The sequence below is a fragment of the Corynebacterium sp. HMSC070E08 genome, assembly GCF_001808895.1.
Classification (GTDB): domain Bacteria; phylum Actinomycetota; class Actinomycetes; order Mycobacteriales; family Mycobacteriaceae; genus Corynebacterium; species Corynebacterium hiratae.
In genome coordinates, this window is record NZ_KV794771.1 from 74913 (window position 1) to 90580 (window position 15668).

At 60.5% G+C, this 15668-nt stretch carries 12 protein-coding genes and 1 pseudogene; 2 read left to right on the forward strand and 11 right to left on the reverse strand.

What is annotated here, in order from left to right; all coding sequences use genetic code 11:
• Positions 1–47: 47 nt before the first annotated feature.
• Positions 48–1286 carry a protein kinase domain-containing protein gene (locus tag HMPREF2526_RS08015; RefSeq protein WP_070512437.1) on the forward strand — a complete coding sequence of 413 codons (1239 nt, stop codon included), beginning with the start codon at positions 48–50 and terminating at the stop codon, positions 1284–1286.
• 27 nt (positions 1287–1313) lie between these two features.
• Here HMPREF2526_RS08015 and HMPREF2526_RS08020 read toward each other — a convergent pair whose 3' ends face one another.
• The gene (locus tag HMPREF2526_RS08020; protein WP_070546876.1) at positions 1314–2702 is read right to left on the reverse strand and encodes a class II 3-deoxy-7-phosphoheptulonate synthase; all 1389 of its coding nucleotides are present in this window, start codon (positions 2700–2702) and stop codon (positions 1314–1316) included.
• A 73-nt stretch (positions 2703–2775) separates the two neighbouring features.
• Positions 2776–3282 carry a polyadenylate-specific 3'-exoribonuclease AS gene (locus HMPREF2526_RS08025; RefSeq protein ID WP_070515775.1) on the reverse strand — a complete coding sequence of 169 codons (507 nt, stop codon included), beginning with the start codon at positions 3280–3282 and terminating at the stop codon, positions 2776–2778.
• A 148-nt stretch (positions 3283–3430) separates the two neighbouring features.
• Between HMPREF2526_RS08025 and HMPREF2526_RS13625 the strand changes: the two are divergent.
• A pseudogene (locus HMPREF2526_RS13625) lies at positions 3431–4237 on the forward strand (glycosyltransferase family 87 protein); the annotation flags it as partial.
• A 194-nt stretch (positions 4238–4431) separates the two neighbouring features.
• Here the strand turns inward: HMPREF2526_RS13625 and HMPREF2526_RS08030 are convergent.
• The 9 genes from HMPREF2526_RS08030 to HMPREF2526_RS08070 form a co-directional block, all read right to left on the reverse strand.
• Positions 4432–5625 carry an acyltransferase family protein gene (locus tag HMPREF2526_RS08030; protein ID WP_070546879.1) on the reverse strand — a complete coding sequence of 398 codons (1194 nt, stop codon included), beginning with the start codon at positions 5623–5625 and terminating at the stop codon, positions 4432–4434.
• Positions 5626–5628: 3 nt separating this feature from the next.
• Entirely contained in the window at positions 5629–6375 is a 747-nt protein-coding gene (locus HMPREF2526_RS08035) for a lysophospholipid acyltransferase family protein (RefSeq protein WP_046647947.1), read from the reverse strand.
• 66 nt (positions 6376–6441) lie between these two features.
• The gene (locus HMPREF2526_RS08040) at positions 6442–7398 is read right to left on the reverse strand and encodes an ROK family protein (protein WP_070546882.1); all 957 of its coding nucleotides are present in this window, start codon (positions 7396–7398) and stop codon (positions 6442–6444) included.
• Positions 7391–8554, reverse strand: coding sequence for a glycosyltransferase family 4 protein (locus HMPREF2526_RS08045; RefSeq protein WP_070515781.1), 1164 nt, complete (start codon positions 8552–8554; stop codon positions 7391–7393). Before HMPREF2526_RS08045 ends, HMPREF2526_RS08040 begins: the two co-directional genes overlap by 8 nt.
• Before the next feature lie 3 nt (positions 8555–8557).
• A complete protein-coding gene (locus HMPREF2526_RS08050; protein WP_070512419.1) occupies positions 8558–9628 on the reverse strand; it encodes a C40 family peptidase in 1071 nt (356 codons plus the stop codon).
• A gap of 158 nt (positions 9629–9786) precedes the next feature.
• The gene (locus HMPREF2526_RS08055) at positions 9787–10422 is read right to left on the reverse strand and encodes a C40 family peptidase (RefSeq protein ID WP_046648126.1); all 636 of its coding nucleotides are present in this window, start codon (positions 10420–10422) and stop codon (positions 9787–9789) included.
• Positions 10423–11892: 1470 nt separating this feature from the next.
• On the reverse strand, positions 11893–13515 hold the full coding sequence (locus HMPREF2526_RS08060; RefSeq protein WP_046647943.1) for a cytochrome bc1 complex cytochrome b subunit: 1623 nt from the start codon (positions 13513–13515) through the stop codon (positions 11893–11895).
• Entirely contained in the window at positions 13515–14735 is a 1221-nt protein-coding gene (locus tag HMPREF2526_RS08065) for a cytochrome bc1 complex Rieske iron-sulfur subunit (protein ID WP_070546885.1), read from the reverse strand. Before HMPREF2526_RS08065 ends, HMPREF2526_RS08060 begins: the two co-directional genes overlap by 1 nt.
• A complete protein-coding gene (locus tag HMPREF2526_RS08070; protein ID WP_029159009.1) occupies positions 14732–15619 on the reverse strand; it encodes a cytochrome bc1 complex diheme cytochrome c subunit in 888 nt (295 codons plus the stop codon). The genes HMPREF2526_RS08065 and HMPREF2526_RS08070 overlap by 4 nt, the downstream gene beginning before the upstream one ends.
• Positions 15620–15668 lie beyond the last annotated feature (49 nt).

Here is a 15668-nt window from a genome sequence, read left to right on the forward strand (position 1 = left end):
TGTAGCGGGATCACACTTTGAGGAGAGGATCGACCATACTGGAACCCATGACAAGGCTGAACGTGGGCGACATTCTTGAAGGACGCTACCGCATTGATCAGCCGATCGCTCGCGGCGGCATGTCCACTGTGTATCGCTGCGTGGACATGCGTTTGGGCCGCGCAGTAGCTGCCAAGGTGATGGATGAGCGCTATCACGACGACCCCGTCTTCGTCACCCGCTTTAAGCGCGAGGCCCGCGCGATGGCGCAGCTGAGCCACCCCAATCTCGTCGCCGTGCATGACTTTTCCGCGGATGGTTTGCCCATCTATCTCATCATGGAGCTCATCACCGGCGGCACGTTGCGCGAGCTCCTTGCGGAACGCGGACCCATGCCGCCGCACGCTGCGGCCGGCGTGATGCACTCGGTCTTGGCCGGGCTCACCGAAGTCCACCACGCCGGCCTCGTGCACCGCGATATCAAGCCGGATAACGTTCTCATCACCGATAACCACCGAGTCAAGGTGGGTGACTTCGGCTTGGTGCGCTCCGCAAAGGCGGAGCATGATAGCTCCGGCCAGATCGTCGGTACCGTAAGCTACCTCTCCCCCGAGCAAGTCACTGGCGCGGATATCACGCCGGCTTCCGATGTCTACTCGGCTGGAATCGTCCTGTTCGAGTTGTTGACGGGCACAGTCCCCTTCCACGGTGACACCCCGCTGGCGCACGCCACCGCGCGCGTGCACGCGGATGTGGTGGCACCATCTTCACGCATTGAGGGGGTGCCGATGCTTTTCGACGCCCTCGTGGCCACCGCCACCGCACGTAACCCAGCCGAACGCTTTGCAGACGCGGGTGAATTCCTCGATGCTTTGGATGACGTTTCCCGGGAACTGCAACTGCCACAGTTCACGGTCCCCGTCCCGCGAAACTCGGCCGCCGCACGTACCGCTGCAGTACCTACAGACTTTTCGGGAACAGACAATACGCGTGTCTTCGAAGCGACCTCTGCAATCCCCTCGCCCGATTCCCCCACGCGTGAAACACGGGCGGAAACCCGCGAGGACGCTTTCCCCCTGCCTGCCGCACCGGTAGACACCCCGGCGCCCTCCCCCGCCGTGCCAGAACCATATGCGGCCGGGGCCGAAGAGGAGCCGGAGGAACGTCCGTTGAGCAACCGCAGCGCGGTCGGGCTCATCGGGTTCCTCGTCCTCGTCGGCCTCGCCACCTTGGCTGTCGCCGTGGCCGCCTGGTGGTTTGGCTCCGGAGAATACGGCACCTGGCCGATTCTCTGGAGGCCGTACTAGTCTGCGCAGCTAGACGCTGCGCAGACTCTAGTTGCGCAGCATTTCTGCGATGAGGAAGGACAGCTCCAGCGATTGCTGGGTGTTCAGGCGCGGGTCCACGGCAGACTCGTAGCGACCCGGCAGGTCCACGTCCGTGATGTCCTCAGCGCCGCCGAGGCACTCGGTGACGTCCTCACCGGTGAACTCCAGGTGCACGCCGCCCGGGTGGGTACCCAGCTCGCGGTGCACCTCGAAGAAGCCCTGGACCTCGTCGACGATCTTGTCGAAGTGGCGGGTCTTGTAACCGTTCGACGCCGTGAAGGTGTTTCCGTGCATCGGATCGGACTGCCACACCACCTTGTGGCCGGAGTCCTCCACTGCCTTGATGATCGGGGGCAGCACGGAGCGCACCTTATCGTGGCCCATGCGCGCGATCATGGTGAGACGGCCCGGCTCACGGTTCGGGTCAAGCTTCTCCGCGTACTCCACTGCCTGCTCCGGCGTCACGCCGGGGCCAAGCTTGATTCCCACGGGGTTGCCGATGATGGAAGCAAACGCCACGTGGAAGTCGTCGAGACCACGGGTACGCTCACCAATCCACAGCTGGTGCGCGGACAGGTCATAAAGCTTGGTCTCGCCGTTAGAGTCCGTACCCAAGCGCAGCATGGAACGCTCGTAATCCTTCAGCAAGGCCTCGTGGGAACAGTAAATCTCCGCCGAGCGCAGGGTCTCATCCGACACCCCACAGGCATTCATGAAGGCCAGGCCGTTTTCAATTTCATCAGCCAAGGCCTGGTAGCGAGCACCCGCCGGGGAGTTGGCCACGAACTCTCGGTTCCATTCGTGGAGGCGGTACAGGTCCGCGGTTCCGGAGTGCGTCAGCGCGCGAACCAGGTTCATTGCCGCCGAGGAGTTTGCGTAGGCGCGAATCATGCGGGCGGGATCGTGACGGCGGGATTCCTCGTTGGCCTCCACTCCATTGACGATGTCACCGCGGTAGTTGTACAGACCGTTCGAGTCCAAATCAGAGGAGCGCGGCTTAGCGTACTGGCCAGCAATACGACCCAGCTTCACCACCGGAGTGGAAGCGCCGTACGTCAAGACGACGGCCATCTGCAGCAGCGTCTTGATGTTGCCGCGGATGTGCGGTTCCGTGTTGGACTCGAAAGTCTCCGCGCAGTCGCCTCCCTGGAGGAGGAAGGCGTTGCCCAAGGCGACGTCGGCAAGCTTGCGCTTGAGTTCCTCAATCTCTGGAGCCACGACGATAGGCGGGACGGATTCCAGGATCTTTCGCACGTTATCAGCCTGCAGCTGATCCCAGCTGGGCTGCTGCTTCGCCTCGCGGGAAATGGCGTCCTGGAACTTCTCATTGATCCCCTCCGGCAGCGGCGGCAGATCAGGAAGCACTTCTTTGGGAATATCTACTGTCCAACTCACACCCAGTATTTAACCATCTCGGGCCTGTCGCGCGTTAGTTAATGGACTTTTAGGTCACGGTATTAATTCACGATCAGCTCACGCGGTTGCCCCGAGTCAGCGGCAAGTGCTGCTCACAGATGCGAAACTTGGCCAGGTTATGGCGGGCGTCGACCAACGCGTCGTGGTTCCCGTTGGGCACGGGAGGCAGCTTGGGGCGGCCCGCAAACTCCCAGTACTGCTTGAGTTCCCGGGTGTAGCGCGGGAGCCCCTTGGGCAGGCTCGCCATGTCTCCCCACAGCTGGGCGAGCACCACGTGGTCATAAGCCCCGACCCAGGCCCACAGTTCGATGGGGGTGGAGTGGCGGCCCAAGAATTTCAGGAGATCTTCGCGGATGGTCTCGCGCGATTTCCAGACGGGATCCGCCGGGCTCGGGAGTTTATCCAGTACATTGTCGCGCACCCACGCATTGGCCTTGCCCGGATCGAAATCGGTGGATACCGCGTAATACTCGCTGCCGTCTTCTCCGACAATGCCGATGGAGACCAGCTCGATGGTCGATCCGTCCTCGATAAACTCGGTGTCGTAGAAGTAGCGCACGCCCCGTATCCTAGTCTGCTGCCTAGAGGAGCCGTGCCACTGGGGGCCTATACTCAGCTGCGTGAAGAAAGCTCTCTCCTCGCTCCTCCTTCCACTCCTTCTGGTGGGGCTGGCAACGGTGCCGTGGACTATCCATCTTGCGGCGTCGATGAACAGCGGCGGAATTGTGCCGTTTTACCATGTTGACCTCGATGTCTACCGAGAGGGAGGGCAGGCCCTGCTCCGCGGGGAGAATCTCTACGCGCAAAGCTACGTTCTCGGCAACGGCGTGTCGCTGCCTTTTACTTACCCGCCTTTTGCTGCAGCGCTCTTTGCCTTGGTGTCGTGGATGCCGCTGTGGCCGCTGTCTCTCCTTCTTACTGCGGCGTCACTCGGTGCGCTCTGGGTATGTCTCTACGCCGTTATCTCGCGGTGCTGCGAAGTTGACCGCCCCGACTGGTGGGCCACGTGGGCGCTGCTCGCCTGCGCACTCACCGAACCGATTACCGAGAATTTCAGCTTCGGCCAAGTGAATCTCCTGCTGACCGCGGCCGTCGTTGTCGACTGCCTGCTGCTCAGACCACGCTCCTCGTGGCGAGGTGTGCTGACCGGCGTTGCTATGGCGATCAAGCTCACCCCGGCGGTCTTCCTCGCGGTCTTTTTCGTTCGCCGCGACTGGCGTGCCCTCGCCACGGCGATAGGTGCCTTCATCGCCTGCGGTGTGGTGGGCTACCTCGCCTCCCCTGCAAGCTCTGCGGCGTACTGGACTGACATCCTCCGGGACTCCTCCCGAATCGGCACGCTGTCCTATTCCAGCAACCAATCCCTCCGAGGCTTGCTCAGCCGTGTTAGTCCCGAGGAAGCATCGGGCCTGTGGTTGATTGGCTGCGCTCTCATCGTCGCAGTCTTGTGGTGGGTCATGGAGCACACATCCTCAGAGATAGAACTCGTGTTACTGGCCTCCACGGCGGCGCTGCTGTGCTCCCCGGTCTCGTGGTCCCACCATTTCACGTGGCTGTGCCTAGCCGCGGTCTACCTCACCGCGCGCCGCTACTGGTTCCTCGCAGGCCTCACGTGGTTCGTGCTGCTAGCCCGCGGCCACTGGCTTGTCCCCCACGGCGAGCAGCTGGAACTGGAGTGGTCCTGGTGGCAGCAGGCTCTAGGTAACGACTATTTCTTTGTCGTGGTGCTCCTTGTCGCAGTGAGTTTCTGGCTCAAGCTCAAGCCTGCCGAGGGCGGTTCCGTGGTTCTCCTACTCGCACCGATCGGCGGCGGCTTCAGCGTCCAGCCCACAACGGGCACCTTGCCCAAGACCCACAGGACCAACGACGCAATCGCGCAATAAACAAAGCACATGCTGAGCCAGAACCAGGTATTTTCCAACGGCCACTGACCAGCCAAGCTTACCTCGCGCGGGTTGAGCGCCATGGGGTAGCCACAAAGGACGGTAAGTCCAATCGGGTGACCGAGGTAGATGGGCAGCGTGTGCGAACCGATAAACCGCAGTCCGGTGGATAAGACCGGTATATAGGACACGGCCACCGCCACCGCAATTCCCACCGGAACCTCGAAGAACTGCTCTACCATGCGCACGAGAATATGGACGTCATCTCTCACCAACGCCTCCGTGCCTGGCAACAACCACGTGACCTCGACGGCCCCAGCGTAGTTATCCCACGCGCGGCGGATAAAGAACCCGATGGCGTAGGCCCCAACCATGCCGGAATACGCCCAAAAGCTCCGGTAATCCCACTCGCCTTTGAAGGGGGCCTCGATAGCGGAAGCGAAGGCGGAGATTGCATCCCGGAAATAAGCAGCGGCAACGAAGACGGGAAGGAACATGATGGCCTTCGCGATCGAGGTGAACTGCGCCTGCCATGCGATGAACAGAATAGGGCTAAAACTCAGCGCTAGCGCCGCCCACCCGGGCAGCTTGCGCACGCACCAGAGGAAGATATTGAACAGAATCAGCGAATGCAGAAACCACGCCATGGAATGGCCCACGAGCAGGCTGGCCGTCATCTGGCTGAAATCGAACACGGGATCCCCGAATACCCAGTGGTACTCCACGCGCTTGGTCTGCTGTTCAACCAGCATCCACACCACATAAGGAACAAGGAAGTACCACAGGCGGCGAGTAAAGAGTTCTGCGAAGCTAAAGCGAAAAACCTTTTGCGCGAAGAACCCGCTCACCAAAAAGAACAGGGGCAGGCGCAGTGGGTCGAGCCACACGTTGAAAGCGGCCAACCACGTGCCCTTCGATTCTGGAACCGTAAGCGTGATGTGCAACAGCACGACGCCCAGGATGGAAATCCCTTTTGCTACATCAGGCCACGCTAAGCGTTGAGACGGGGAGGAAGTCACTGACTACCGCGCCTCCGAACTGGGCTCGGCCCCTTCCGGGTAGCCGTGCCCAGCTTGCAGGGACGCCTTCACGTCGGAGGCATAGACGTCGACGTACGGCTCACCGGACAGCTCAGACAACTGCTTCATCACGTAGTCCGTGAAAGCACGCACGGTGGCGTGATCCTGCGGATCAAGGTTGCGCTCAGCGGCCCATGCGTGGGGGTCGATGGGTTCGCCAACGCGCATGCCGACGCGCACCGGACGCGGAACCCACGAACCGATTGGATTAGCCTTACGGGTGTTGAGCATGGCGATCGGTATTACTGTCTCACCGGTGGTTAGCGCGATGCGGGCCATACCGGTGCGCCCCTTGTAGATGCGCCCATCGGGCGAACGAGTCCCCTCCGGGTAAATACCGAAGAGATCCCCGCGGCCCAAAATTTTTTGTGCGCTCACCAGCATCGCGTCACCGGCGTCCTTGTTGACGCGATCAATCGGCACCTGCCCCACGGAGCTAAAGAACCACTTTTGCAGGCGGCCAACGAAACCGGGGGTGGTGAAGTACTCACTCTTTGCCAAGAAGGTGATCTGCCGCGGGCACAACAGCGGGAAGTAGAAGGAGTCCATCACCGCTTGATGGGAGGATGCCAAGATTGCCGGACCAGACTCCGGGATGCGATCCATACCTTCGGACCATGGGCGGTTCCACACTCGAAGGGCCGGGCCGAAAAAGATGTGCTTAAAGGCCCAGTACCACTTGTTTCGCATCGCTTATAGTCCTATCTGTGTGTGCCGAGCAAGCAGTGCTGCTCGGTGAAAGAAAAATGTGCGGTGTTAACCTCGGTGCTCCTGGCGGGCGAGATCAGCGACTCCGATCATACCTGCCGCCGAACCCAACTTCGCGGTTGCCACTCGGGCCAAAGGCCTGTGACCGGCTCCGACGATCTGCCGAGCCATGGCATCCCGCGCCCGATCCAGGTACAAATCCGCATCCTTGGACACCCCGCCGCCAATCACGATGAGCTCTGGGTCGAGCACATCTGCCACCATGGACAACCCTTGCCCGAGCCACTGACCGAAGTTCTCCATGACAGCTATCCCCAGCGGATCGCCCTGCCTAGCTGCTGCGGTGATCTCCTCGCCGGAGGGATTCTCCGACAAGGTGGTGTCATACTCGCCGCGCAGCTCTGCGCAGGTGTCCGGCAAAGCGGTTCCGGAAGCGTAGCGCTCTAAGCACCCGCGCTTGCCGCAGGGGCAGAGGCGCCCGCCTGGCGACACAACAAGGTGCCCGAACTCCGGGGCGGTGCCGAAAGCTCCACGGTAGATTTTTCCCTCAGTAAAAAGCGTGGCGCCAATGCCCGTTCCCACAGCAAAGAAAACCCATTCTTTCGCACCGCGCCCAGCGCCAAAGCGCCATTCGCCCCACGCGGCTGAATTGGCGTCATGCTCAAGGCGGACCGGCACGTCCAAACGCCTGCTGAGGATCTCGCGTACTGGGGCGTTACGCCACGGCAAATGCGGGGCGAAGCGGACAACTTCACACTCGGGATCCAAAAAGCCCGCGAGGGCAAGGCCCACGGCCTCGATGTCATGGGATGCTGCCAAGTTGTCTACGCAGCGCACGATGTCATCTTCGAGTGTCTGCGCTTCCCTGGCCGTGGGGACGCTTGTCGAATCCACAATCTCTCCGGCGGGATTAATCACCGCGGCCCGCAAGTTGGTTCCACCAATATCGAACCCGATGGTGAGGCCGCTGTGGCCACCGTCAGCGGAGGAAGTGTGTTCAAGCATGACTAGTAGGATATACCCCGGCCTGCCCACGATCACATTCCAGAACCTCACGCAATCGTGCGCCCATGATTTCCCACGTCCAGTGCTCCTCCACGTGACGGCGCCCTGCCGCCCCCATGCGGCGGGCCCCGGGGACGTCGCCAAGCAACGTGCACAAGGCCTGCTCAAGTTCCAGAACTGAGGAGCCGCGCACGACGATGCCGGTCTCGGACGTTACTGTTTCCGGTGCACCACCGGAGTCACCCGCAATGACCGGCAACCCCGCCGCTTGTGCTTCTAGGTAAACGATGCCGAGGCCCTCGACGTCGAGTCCCCCACCCCGCGTGCGCGCCGGCATGGCAAACACATCGGCAGCATGAAGCGCCAACTGCAATTCTTCGGTGTCCCGCGCCTCCTGCAACACCGCGTCGGGGCAGTACAGACGCGCTAGCTCGCGCAGTGTCTGCTCATAGCGTCCGCGACCGATGATGAGTACCTGGGCGTCCGGGAAGCGTGCCCGTACCGCCGGCATCGCCCGCAAGAGCTGGTCCTGGCCTTTGCGGGGAACCAAGCGGGAGATGCACACGATGACGGGCCCTGGGCCGAGTCCAAAGCGCTCCCGCGCGCTCTGCTTTTCTCCCTCCGTGGCCGGAGTGAAGTCTTCCAGATTAACCGCAGAAGGCAAGTGCACCCAGCGCGCATGGGTACCAAACGCGGGTTCCAACCTGGTACGCGTGTAGTCCGAGATATACGTGATGACATCGGCATGCTGACCAATGCGACGCAGGGCCTGCCGGGCTATGGGAAGCATGGACCAGCCCACCTCGTGACCGTGCGTCGTGGCAACGATCCGGCGAGCGCCCGCCGCCCGGGCCTCCGGCGCCATAAGGGCAAGCGGGGCTGCCGCCCCAAACCACACGGTCTCGATATCGTATTCACGAATCAGACTCTGCATCCGGCGCGCGGTGGCTGGTGTCGGAAGCATGATGGTGCGTGGCCAGCGAACCACGGTATACGGCAGCGTCGCGTCATACTCGGCAGCGGCGTCACCATCTTGGGTCGAGGCGAAGACGACGACGTCCTCCGGGTTGAGGGTTGCCAGAAAATCTCGAAGATAAGACTGAATCCCGCCGATGGTGGGCGGGAAATCATTCGTTACTAGGAGTGTGCGCGCCATGGCCTAGTAGCGGACGGCGCCTTGAACGGGCATGGAATGAAGCGGCACCACTGCCACGGGAACGCCATAGGTGGAGGCGTGAACCACCTGACCGTCGCCGATATACATTCCCACGTGGGTAATGCCGGCGTAATAGCCCACAATGTCTCCGGGCTGTAGTTCATCGATCGGTACTGGGGTGCCGCCGGCAATCTGCGCCTGCGAGGTGCGCGGGATACTCTTCCCCATCTGCTGATAGCTCCACACCATCAGGCCGGAACAATCGAACACATCAGGGCCCGTTGCTCCCCAGCCATACGGGGCACCAATGCGGGTGAGTGCTGCTTGGACAGCGGCGGATCCCGAACCATCGGCCAACGCAGCTAAGTCAAGGTCGGCAGAGCCGCCAAAGTGCTCAACCCATGCCTGGCGCGCCTCAGGGCTCAAGCCATCAACCTTGGTTTCGAGCTCCTTCTGCTGCTCTTCCAGGTCAGCCTGCTCCTTGAGAACCGCATCGCGCTGTGCCTGCAGCTCGTCGCGCTTGAGGCGCGCTTCCTCAGTAGCATCGACTGCCTGCTGATGCGCCTCGTCGGCCGCGGCGGCGGCAGCCACCATGGCTTCCTCTTCACGCTTGGCAGCCCTCGTCAAAGCCCCCAGGTACCCCATGCGCTCGACCGCACTGGCTACGTCGTTGGCATCAAGGGCTGCCGACACTGGCGTTGCCGCGCTTCGGCGGTAGCGCGATTGCGCCAGGGAATCGATCCGCTGCTGTTGCTCAGCGACAACCACGGAGGCGTCTTCGGAATTGCGCTGCGCCTCCTCAGCCTTGCGTTCCAGCTCGCCGATCTCCTTCTCCGATTCTGCGAGCTCATCCTCAAGCCCCTTGACTTCCTCACCCTTGGCAGAAACCCGCTGGGCGACGTCCGCCATGCGCTCAATGAGATCGCTCAGATCCTCGGGTGCCTGCTCCCCTGCCGCTTCTTGCGGTTGCTCCTGGAGGAACTCTTGAGCCACTGCAGATTGCGACAGGACGACCACCGGAGCCGCACCCACAACGATTGCAGCGACGGCACACGCAATGCCACGACGCGACATGAATACCCCCGAAACTAAGAGAAGGTTAATAGATGACTGAATTATACCCTCAGTCAAGGAAAAGCATAACGGCTTCTAGAATAGCCGAACCCCTTCCCCACCCTCGCCATCAACATGGCAAGAGCAGCGGAAGGGGTTAGCCAAATCGCCAGGTTCGCTTAGAAGCGAACAGCGGAGTGAATCGGCATGTAGTTCAGGGAGCGCTCGCCGACCGGGGTGCCGGAGTTCAGCGCGTCAATGATGGTGCCGTGGCCGGTGTAGATACCAACGTGGGATGCACCGGAGTAGTAGACGATGATGTCGCCCGGCTGCAGGGCATCGAGGGACACCGGGGTACCCGCAGAAGCCTGCGCCTGGGAGGTGCGCGGAATGGACACGCCAGCCTGGCGATAAGCCCACGAGGTCAGACCCGAGCAGTCAAAAGCGCTCGGGCCGTTGGCACCATAGACGTACGGGGAACCGACGGCGGAGCGAGCAGCCTCGAGAACCTTCTCGCCCACGGACTGAACCGGTGCCGGCGCCGGAGCCTCAGCTACCGGAGCCTCCACAGCAGCGGCGTAACCCGCGCCCTGATCAGCCTTGAAGGCCGGGATGTAACGGTCAATGTTCGGCAGCTGCTTGATATTCGGGACGTTCTCCAGACCAGCAACCTCGAAGCGGATATCGGTCTCCGGGACGACAACCTCAGCCGCATTAGCAGCGGCAGGGACGGTAACAGCTGCGGTAGCAGCAACAGCAGCAGTGGATGCGATGCGACGGGTGTTCAGGTTGCCCTGACGACGGTGCTTAGCCACGAATTTAAACTCCAAATCTTCCTGCGCGCCTACTTTCGCTCACTAGGAGAAGGCAATCCATATGACTACTCTCCACATGACGCGAACAAAAGCTCTGACCCAAGGGCGGGCCTAGCGTTCGACGATGACCCGTTCCTGTAGGGCCATCTCCGCTCGGCCCCCGGATGTTTAGGAGGGGCCAGACGCGGCGCTTAAATCTTCAGTTCGTATTGAGCACCGGTGATGTGTACACCGTGGCGGTAACTCAATGTCTCGAATAGGTTACGAAATCATCACGAGCGATGTCGAGTCAGAAACGTAAAACCGGCTTCGTTACCGTCCCGTTATCAAATGGAAACCTAAACGACACGGCGCCCAACGACCCCAGTTCATTACACAAGCACGACAGGCAGATACTTGCCCTCACCTGCAATAACCCAGAGGGGTTTTCACTTCACACCGCTAGACCTTAACACCGACCTAAAGCCCCAAAGAGCGTCCAAAAGTATACGATGTAACCTTCATCACACTCGTGTAACTCGGCGTCACATCGACCCCATTTGACCCACTACCCTCTCCTGAAACCATGCAACAAAGTGGTTCTCTCCTGCGGTTTTTATGTCGACCGCGTCACTCTCCCGAGCAAATGAGAGACCTCCGCATCGCCGTATCGCTCCTCGATTCCCGGAAATCAGACAAACTACGAGGAGGTTAACTGTGGGTTAACACCTTGAAAGGCAAGCAACGCAAAACTTACGAGCCCGGTCTCCCACCCAGCTTGGCGCCTGCAGACCGCTCCTCTGACAGCGGGTACGTAGACGGCCTTACAACCAGTGTAAAGCACACGCTCTAGAGGCCTAGGCATGAAAGAACGCTGTATCCAACGAACTCCTCTGGGACGCCCTTCGCGCTCACCTAGCGTGCTCGCGGCGGGGTCTAATGCTTCTTCAACCAAGACAGCTCCAACCTGACGTAGGCCAATTAAGTGCGAAGAAATCCCGCCCCACCGCCGAACAACACTAGGCAATACTGCCAAGAGTGACATCAAGGTTTACTGACCCTCCCAACCCAGGTCGGTTCACGACGACCTTTCCGTAGTGCACTGCACATATCTTCGCGAAACGGATTACCTTCTTTGAGCTCCTCCAACGCCCAACGTCTGGGAGCCTCTATTGACACGCCTGAGGCATCTGACAAAAGGCGTCTGGCAAAAGGCATCAGTCATAAGGCGTTTTGACGGCTAAAAACGCCATTTACTCATTTCAGATGGCGTCTTCAGACCCAAAGATGCCTTTTGTCAGATGCCTTGTGCAAGTACGCCCTCCTAATTTAGCTCAGCTTCCGAAATGAACAAATGAACCAGGCCGGCTCCAAGGGCCCAGTTCGAAGCCCCGCGACAAAAGGAAATGAAAACGCAAAAGCCCGTTCCCAATCTCCTGTCTGATGGAGAAAGGAACGGGCTCTGTGAGCGTGTTTCAGCGAGTGATGGCGCTAGATGCGGCCATTCTCCTCGTCTTCGCGGCGGTTAGCCTCGTTGAGCTGACGGAACATCTCCGCCTCCTCAGCGTGGTTCTCGTGGCGAATTTCATTGACTCGGGAGACGATAGCGGAGTCATCGGAAGAGAAGATGCCCTGTGTCTCGGAGTCGGCCAGACCAAGCTGGTTGAGCTGCTTCGGAACCGGAGCGCCGGCGTACTCGAGCGGAACCGGGTGGCCGTGCTCGTCCACCGGACCAAGCGGCTGGTGAACCTCGATGAAGGCACCGTTCGGCAGCTGCTTAATGACACCGGTCTCGATACCGTGCTCCAGCACCTCACGGTCGGAGCGCTGCAGACCAACGCAGATGCGGTAGGTCATGAAGTATGCAATCGGCGGCAGGACAATCAGACCGATACGGCCAACCCAGGTCATCGCATTCAGCGAGATCTGGAAGAAGTGTGCCACGTGGTCATTACCACCAGACAGCGTTACCAGCAGGAAGAAGACGATGGCAGCTGCACCGATAGCGGAGCGAACCGGAACGTCACGCGGGCGCTGCAGGAGGTTGTGGTGAGCGTCGTCGCCCGTCAGCTTCTTCTCAATGAAGGGGTAGGCGAAGAGCAGAACGACCATGAGGCCACAGAGCAGTGCAACCCAGAACGCAGACGGAATGGTGTAGTTGCCGATGTAGAGCTCCCATGCCGGCATGACACGAGCAACACCGTCAGTCCACAGCATGTAGATATCCGGCTGGGAACCAGCGGAGACCTGGGACGGGTTGTACGGGCCAAGGTTCCAGATGGCGTTAATCGTCATCAGACCGGAGATGAGCGCCAGGACACCGGCAACCATCATGCCCATGCCGATTGCCTTGGTGGCGAAGACCGGCATAATACGGACACCCACGACGTTGTTCTCAGCGCGACCCGGTCCAGGGAACTGGGTGTGCTTCTGGAACCACACCATGATGAGGTGTGCTGCGATAAGGCCCAGGATGATGCCCGGGATAACCAGCACGTGCAGGATGTAGAAACGGTCCAGCATGAGGTCGGACGGGAAGTCGCCACCGAAGATGGCCCAGTGCAGCCAGGTACCGATGATCGGCAGACCCAGGATGATGGCTGACATGATTCGCAGACCAACACCGGAGAGCAGGTCATCCGGAAGGGAGTAGCCAAGGAAGCCCTCGACCATGCCCAGCAGGATAAGCGCGCAACCGATAATCCAGTTGGCCTCACGCGGGCGACGGAATGCGCCGGTGAAGAAGATGCGCAGCATGTGGGCAATCATGGACATCATGAACATGAGTGCAGCCCAGTGGTGCATCTGGCGCACAAACAGACCGCCGCGGACCTCAAAGGAGATATCGAGTGCCGTTGCGTAGGCGCGAGACATCTCCACGCCGTTCAGCGGGGTGTACCCACCGTCGTAGATGACCTTCGTAATTGAAGGATCGAAGAAAAGCGCGAGGTAGATACCGGTCAGCAACAGGATGATGAAGCTGTACAGTGCCATCTCACCGAGCATGAAGGACCAGTGAGTGGGAAAGACTTTGTTGAGCTGGGTACGCAGGACGCCGGCAGCGGAATACCGCTCGTCCATGTTGTTACCCATCTGTGCAAGTTTGTTACTCATTATGACTTACGCTCCCAGAATGCAGGTCCGACGGGCTCGATGAAGTTGCCCTTAGCAATGAGGTAGCCCTCATCGTCCACATCAATCGGCAGCTGCGGCAGTGCACGGGCTGCCGGGCCGAAGACCGGCTTACCGTAGTGCAACGCGTCGAACTGCGACTGGTGGCACGGGCAGAGAATGCGGTTGGTCTGTGCCTCGTACAGCGAGGTCGGGCAACCAATGTGGGTACAGATCTTGGAGTAGGCGTAGTAATCGCCGTAGTGGAAGTCTTCCTGACCCTTGCGCTCGATAGCCTCCTTGGCATCATCGTTGCGCAGGCGGATGAGCATCACAGCGTTGCGGTTACCGTGGATGGAGTGCATGTGGTTCTCGTAGACGTCCTTGTCCTCGGAGTACTCTGCACCGTCGTTGACATCCTCAGCAGCCAGCGGGAAGACAGTCTCCATACCGCCTGCAGCCAGATCTTCCGGACGCACGCGCACCAGGCGGGTGACGCCACGGGTGGTGTAGTGCGAGCCGGACTCGCCTTCGTGCATTTCGGCGATAGTACCGGTATCGCGAGCGAGGTAGAGCTTGACGCCCTTCTCATGCAGGGTCCAACCGGAGGTCCACAGGGTGCCGTCACCCATGTAGTTCAACTCGTGGCGCTTCTTCCACGGGTTGTTGATGGCACCACCCAGCGGAGCGATGACGGTAAGGCCGAAGAGAACGCCAGCACCACCGAGCAGCCCCATGATGGTCTTACGACGACCCAAGGTCGAGGTGTTCCAGGAGTCATTCAGCAGCGCGGTCAGCGTGCGGCGGTCGACTTCATCGGAAGGACCGTCGTGGCGGCGCTGAACCGAGATCTCCTCGGGGAGGATCTTCTTGACGTACTGAACGATGGCAAAGCCCAAGCCCAGGATGCACAGACCCGAGGTCAAGCCGAGCAACGGCGTGTAGAGGGTGTGCCACCACATGCCGTCCTCGCCGAGCATCTTGTACTCCCACGGCCAGAAGAGGTAGACGGCCAGGAAGGCAATGCCCATCAGGACGGAAATGATGAGCCAGAAGGTGACGTTTGCAGCGGCACGCTTCTCGGCGGGATCGCCCTCTACCGGGAAGCGCTCCTTACGGAACGCAACGGTAACATCGTCCAGCTCGGTACCGAGGGCTGCGAGCTCGTCGTTGCTCATAGCATCGAGCTCTTTGCGAGAGTAATTCTTCTTTACGTTGCTCATGAGCGAGATCCAATCCACATAGCGGCAACGCACAGAAGGCTGATGCCGATGATCCACATTGCCAGGCCCTCAGCCACCGGACCGAGGCCGCCGAGCGACCAACCAGCCGGAGACGGGGTTTCCTTCGCAGACTTGAGGTAGGCGATGATGTCCTTCTTCTCATCTGCAGTCAGCTGACGGTCGGAGAACTTCGGCATGTTCTGCGGGCCGGTCAGCATTGCCTGGTAGATCTCCTGCTCGTTAGCCGGGTCGAGCGGCGGCGCGAACTTACCGGAGGACAAAGCGCCGCCCCTACCGGTGAAGTTGTGGCAGGACGCGCAGTTCATGCGGAAGAGCTCCGAGCCCTTGGCGACGTCCTCTGCCTGGATCTGGCCGTTGTAGTTAGCGCCACGCAGGGACTCCTGCGCAACGGAGCCATCCTCGTCGTAGACGATGTCTGCGCCACCACCGTTGGCAGCAACATAGGCAGCCAGCGCAAGGGTCTGTTGCTCGGTGTAACGCGGGGTCTTGCGCTCAGCCTGTGCGTCGTTCGACATCATCGGCATACGACCGGAGTGCACCTGGAAGTACACAGAGCCGGCACCGATACCAACGAGGGAAGGACCACGGTCCTGGATACCCTGCAGGTTCGCACCGTGGCAGGTGATACACGCGACTTCGTAGATATCCTTGCCCTCTTGAACGAGTGCCTGGTCATCCTTTGCGGCGGTGGCCACCTGCGCATCAGGGGTCAGGGCGGAAGCCAAGACTCCTGCGCCGGTAAGCCCGATACTCAGTGCAAAGACGCCAGCAAGCGTGCGCTTCGCCTTGCGGCGACGGCGGGTCTTCTTAGCCGCGGCAGTGGTGTCTTCCACTGCGGCGGGCTGCTGGATGTTATCCATCATTTTCCTTTAGATAACTCGTACATGGAGATGAATGACTGTAGGCCGGCTA

Coding starts and splice junctions, on each gene's coding strand:
- HMPREF2526_RS08015 (WP_070512437.1), top strand. CDS start 48: ATGACAAGGCTGAACGTGGGCGACATTCTTGAAGGACGCTACCGCATT.
- HMPREF2526_RS08035 (WP_046647947.1), bottom strand. CDS start 6,375: ATGCGAAACAAGTGGTACTGGGCCTTTAAGCACATCTTTTTCGGCCCG.
- HMPREF2526_RS08040 (WP_070546882.1), bottom strand. CDS start 7,398: ATGCTTGAACACACTTCCTCCGCTGACGGTGGCCACAGCGGCCTCACC.
- HMPREF2526_RS08045 (WP_070515781.1), bottom strand. CDS start 8,554: ATGGCGCGCACACTCCTAGTAACGAATGATTTCCCGCCCACCATCGGC.
- HMPREF2526_RS08050 (WP_070512419.1), bottom strand. CDS start 9,628: ATGTCGCGTCGTGGCATTGCGTGTGCCGTCGCTGCAATCGTTGTGGGT.
- HMPREF2526_RS08060 (WP_046647943.1), bottom strand. CDS start 13,515: ATGAGTAACAAACTTGCACAGATGGGTAACAACATGGACGAGCGGTAT.
- HMPREF2526_RS08065 (WP_070546885.1), bottom strand. CDS start 14,735: ATGAGCAACGTAAAGAAGAATTACTCTCGCAAAGAGCTCGATGCTATG.
- HMPREF2526_RS08070 (WP_029159009.1), bottom strand. CDS start 15,619: ATGATGGATAACATCCAGCAGCCCGCCGCAGTGGAAGACACCACTGCC.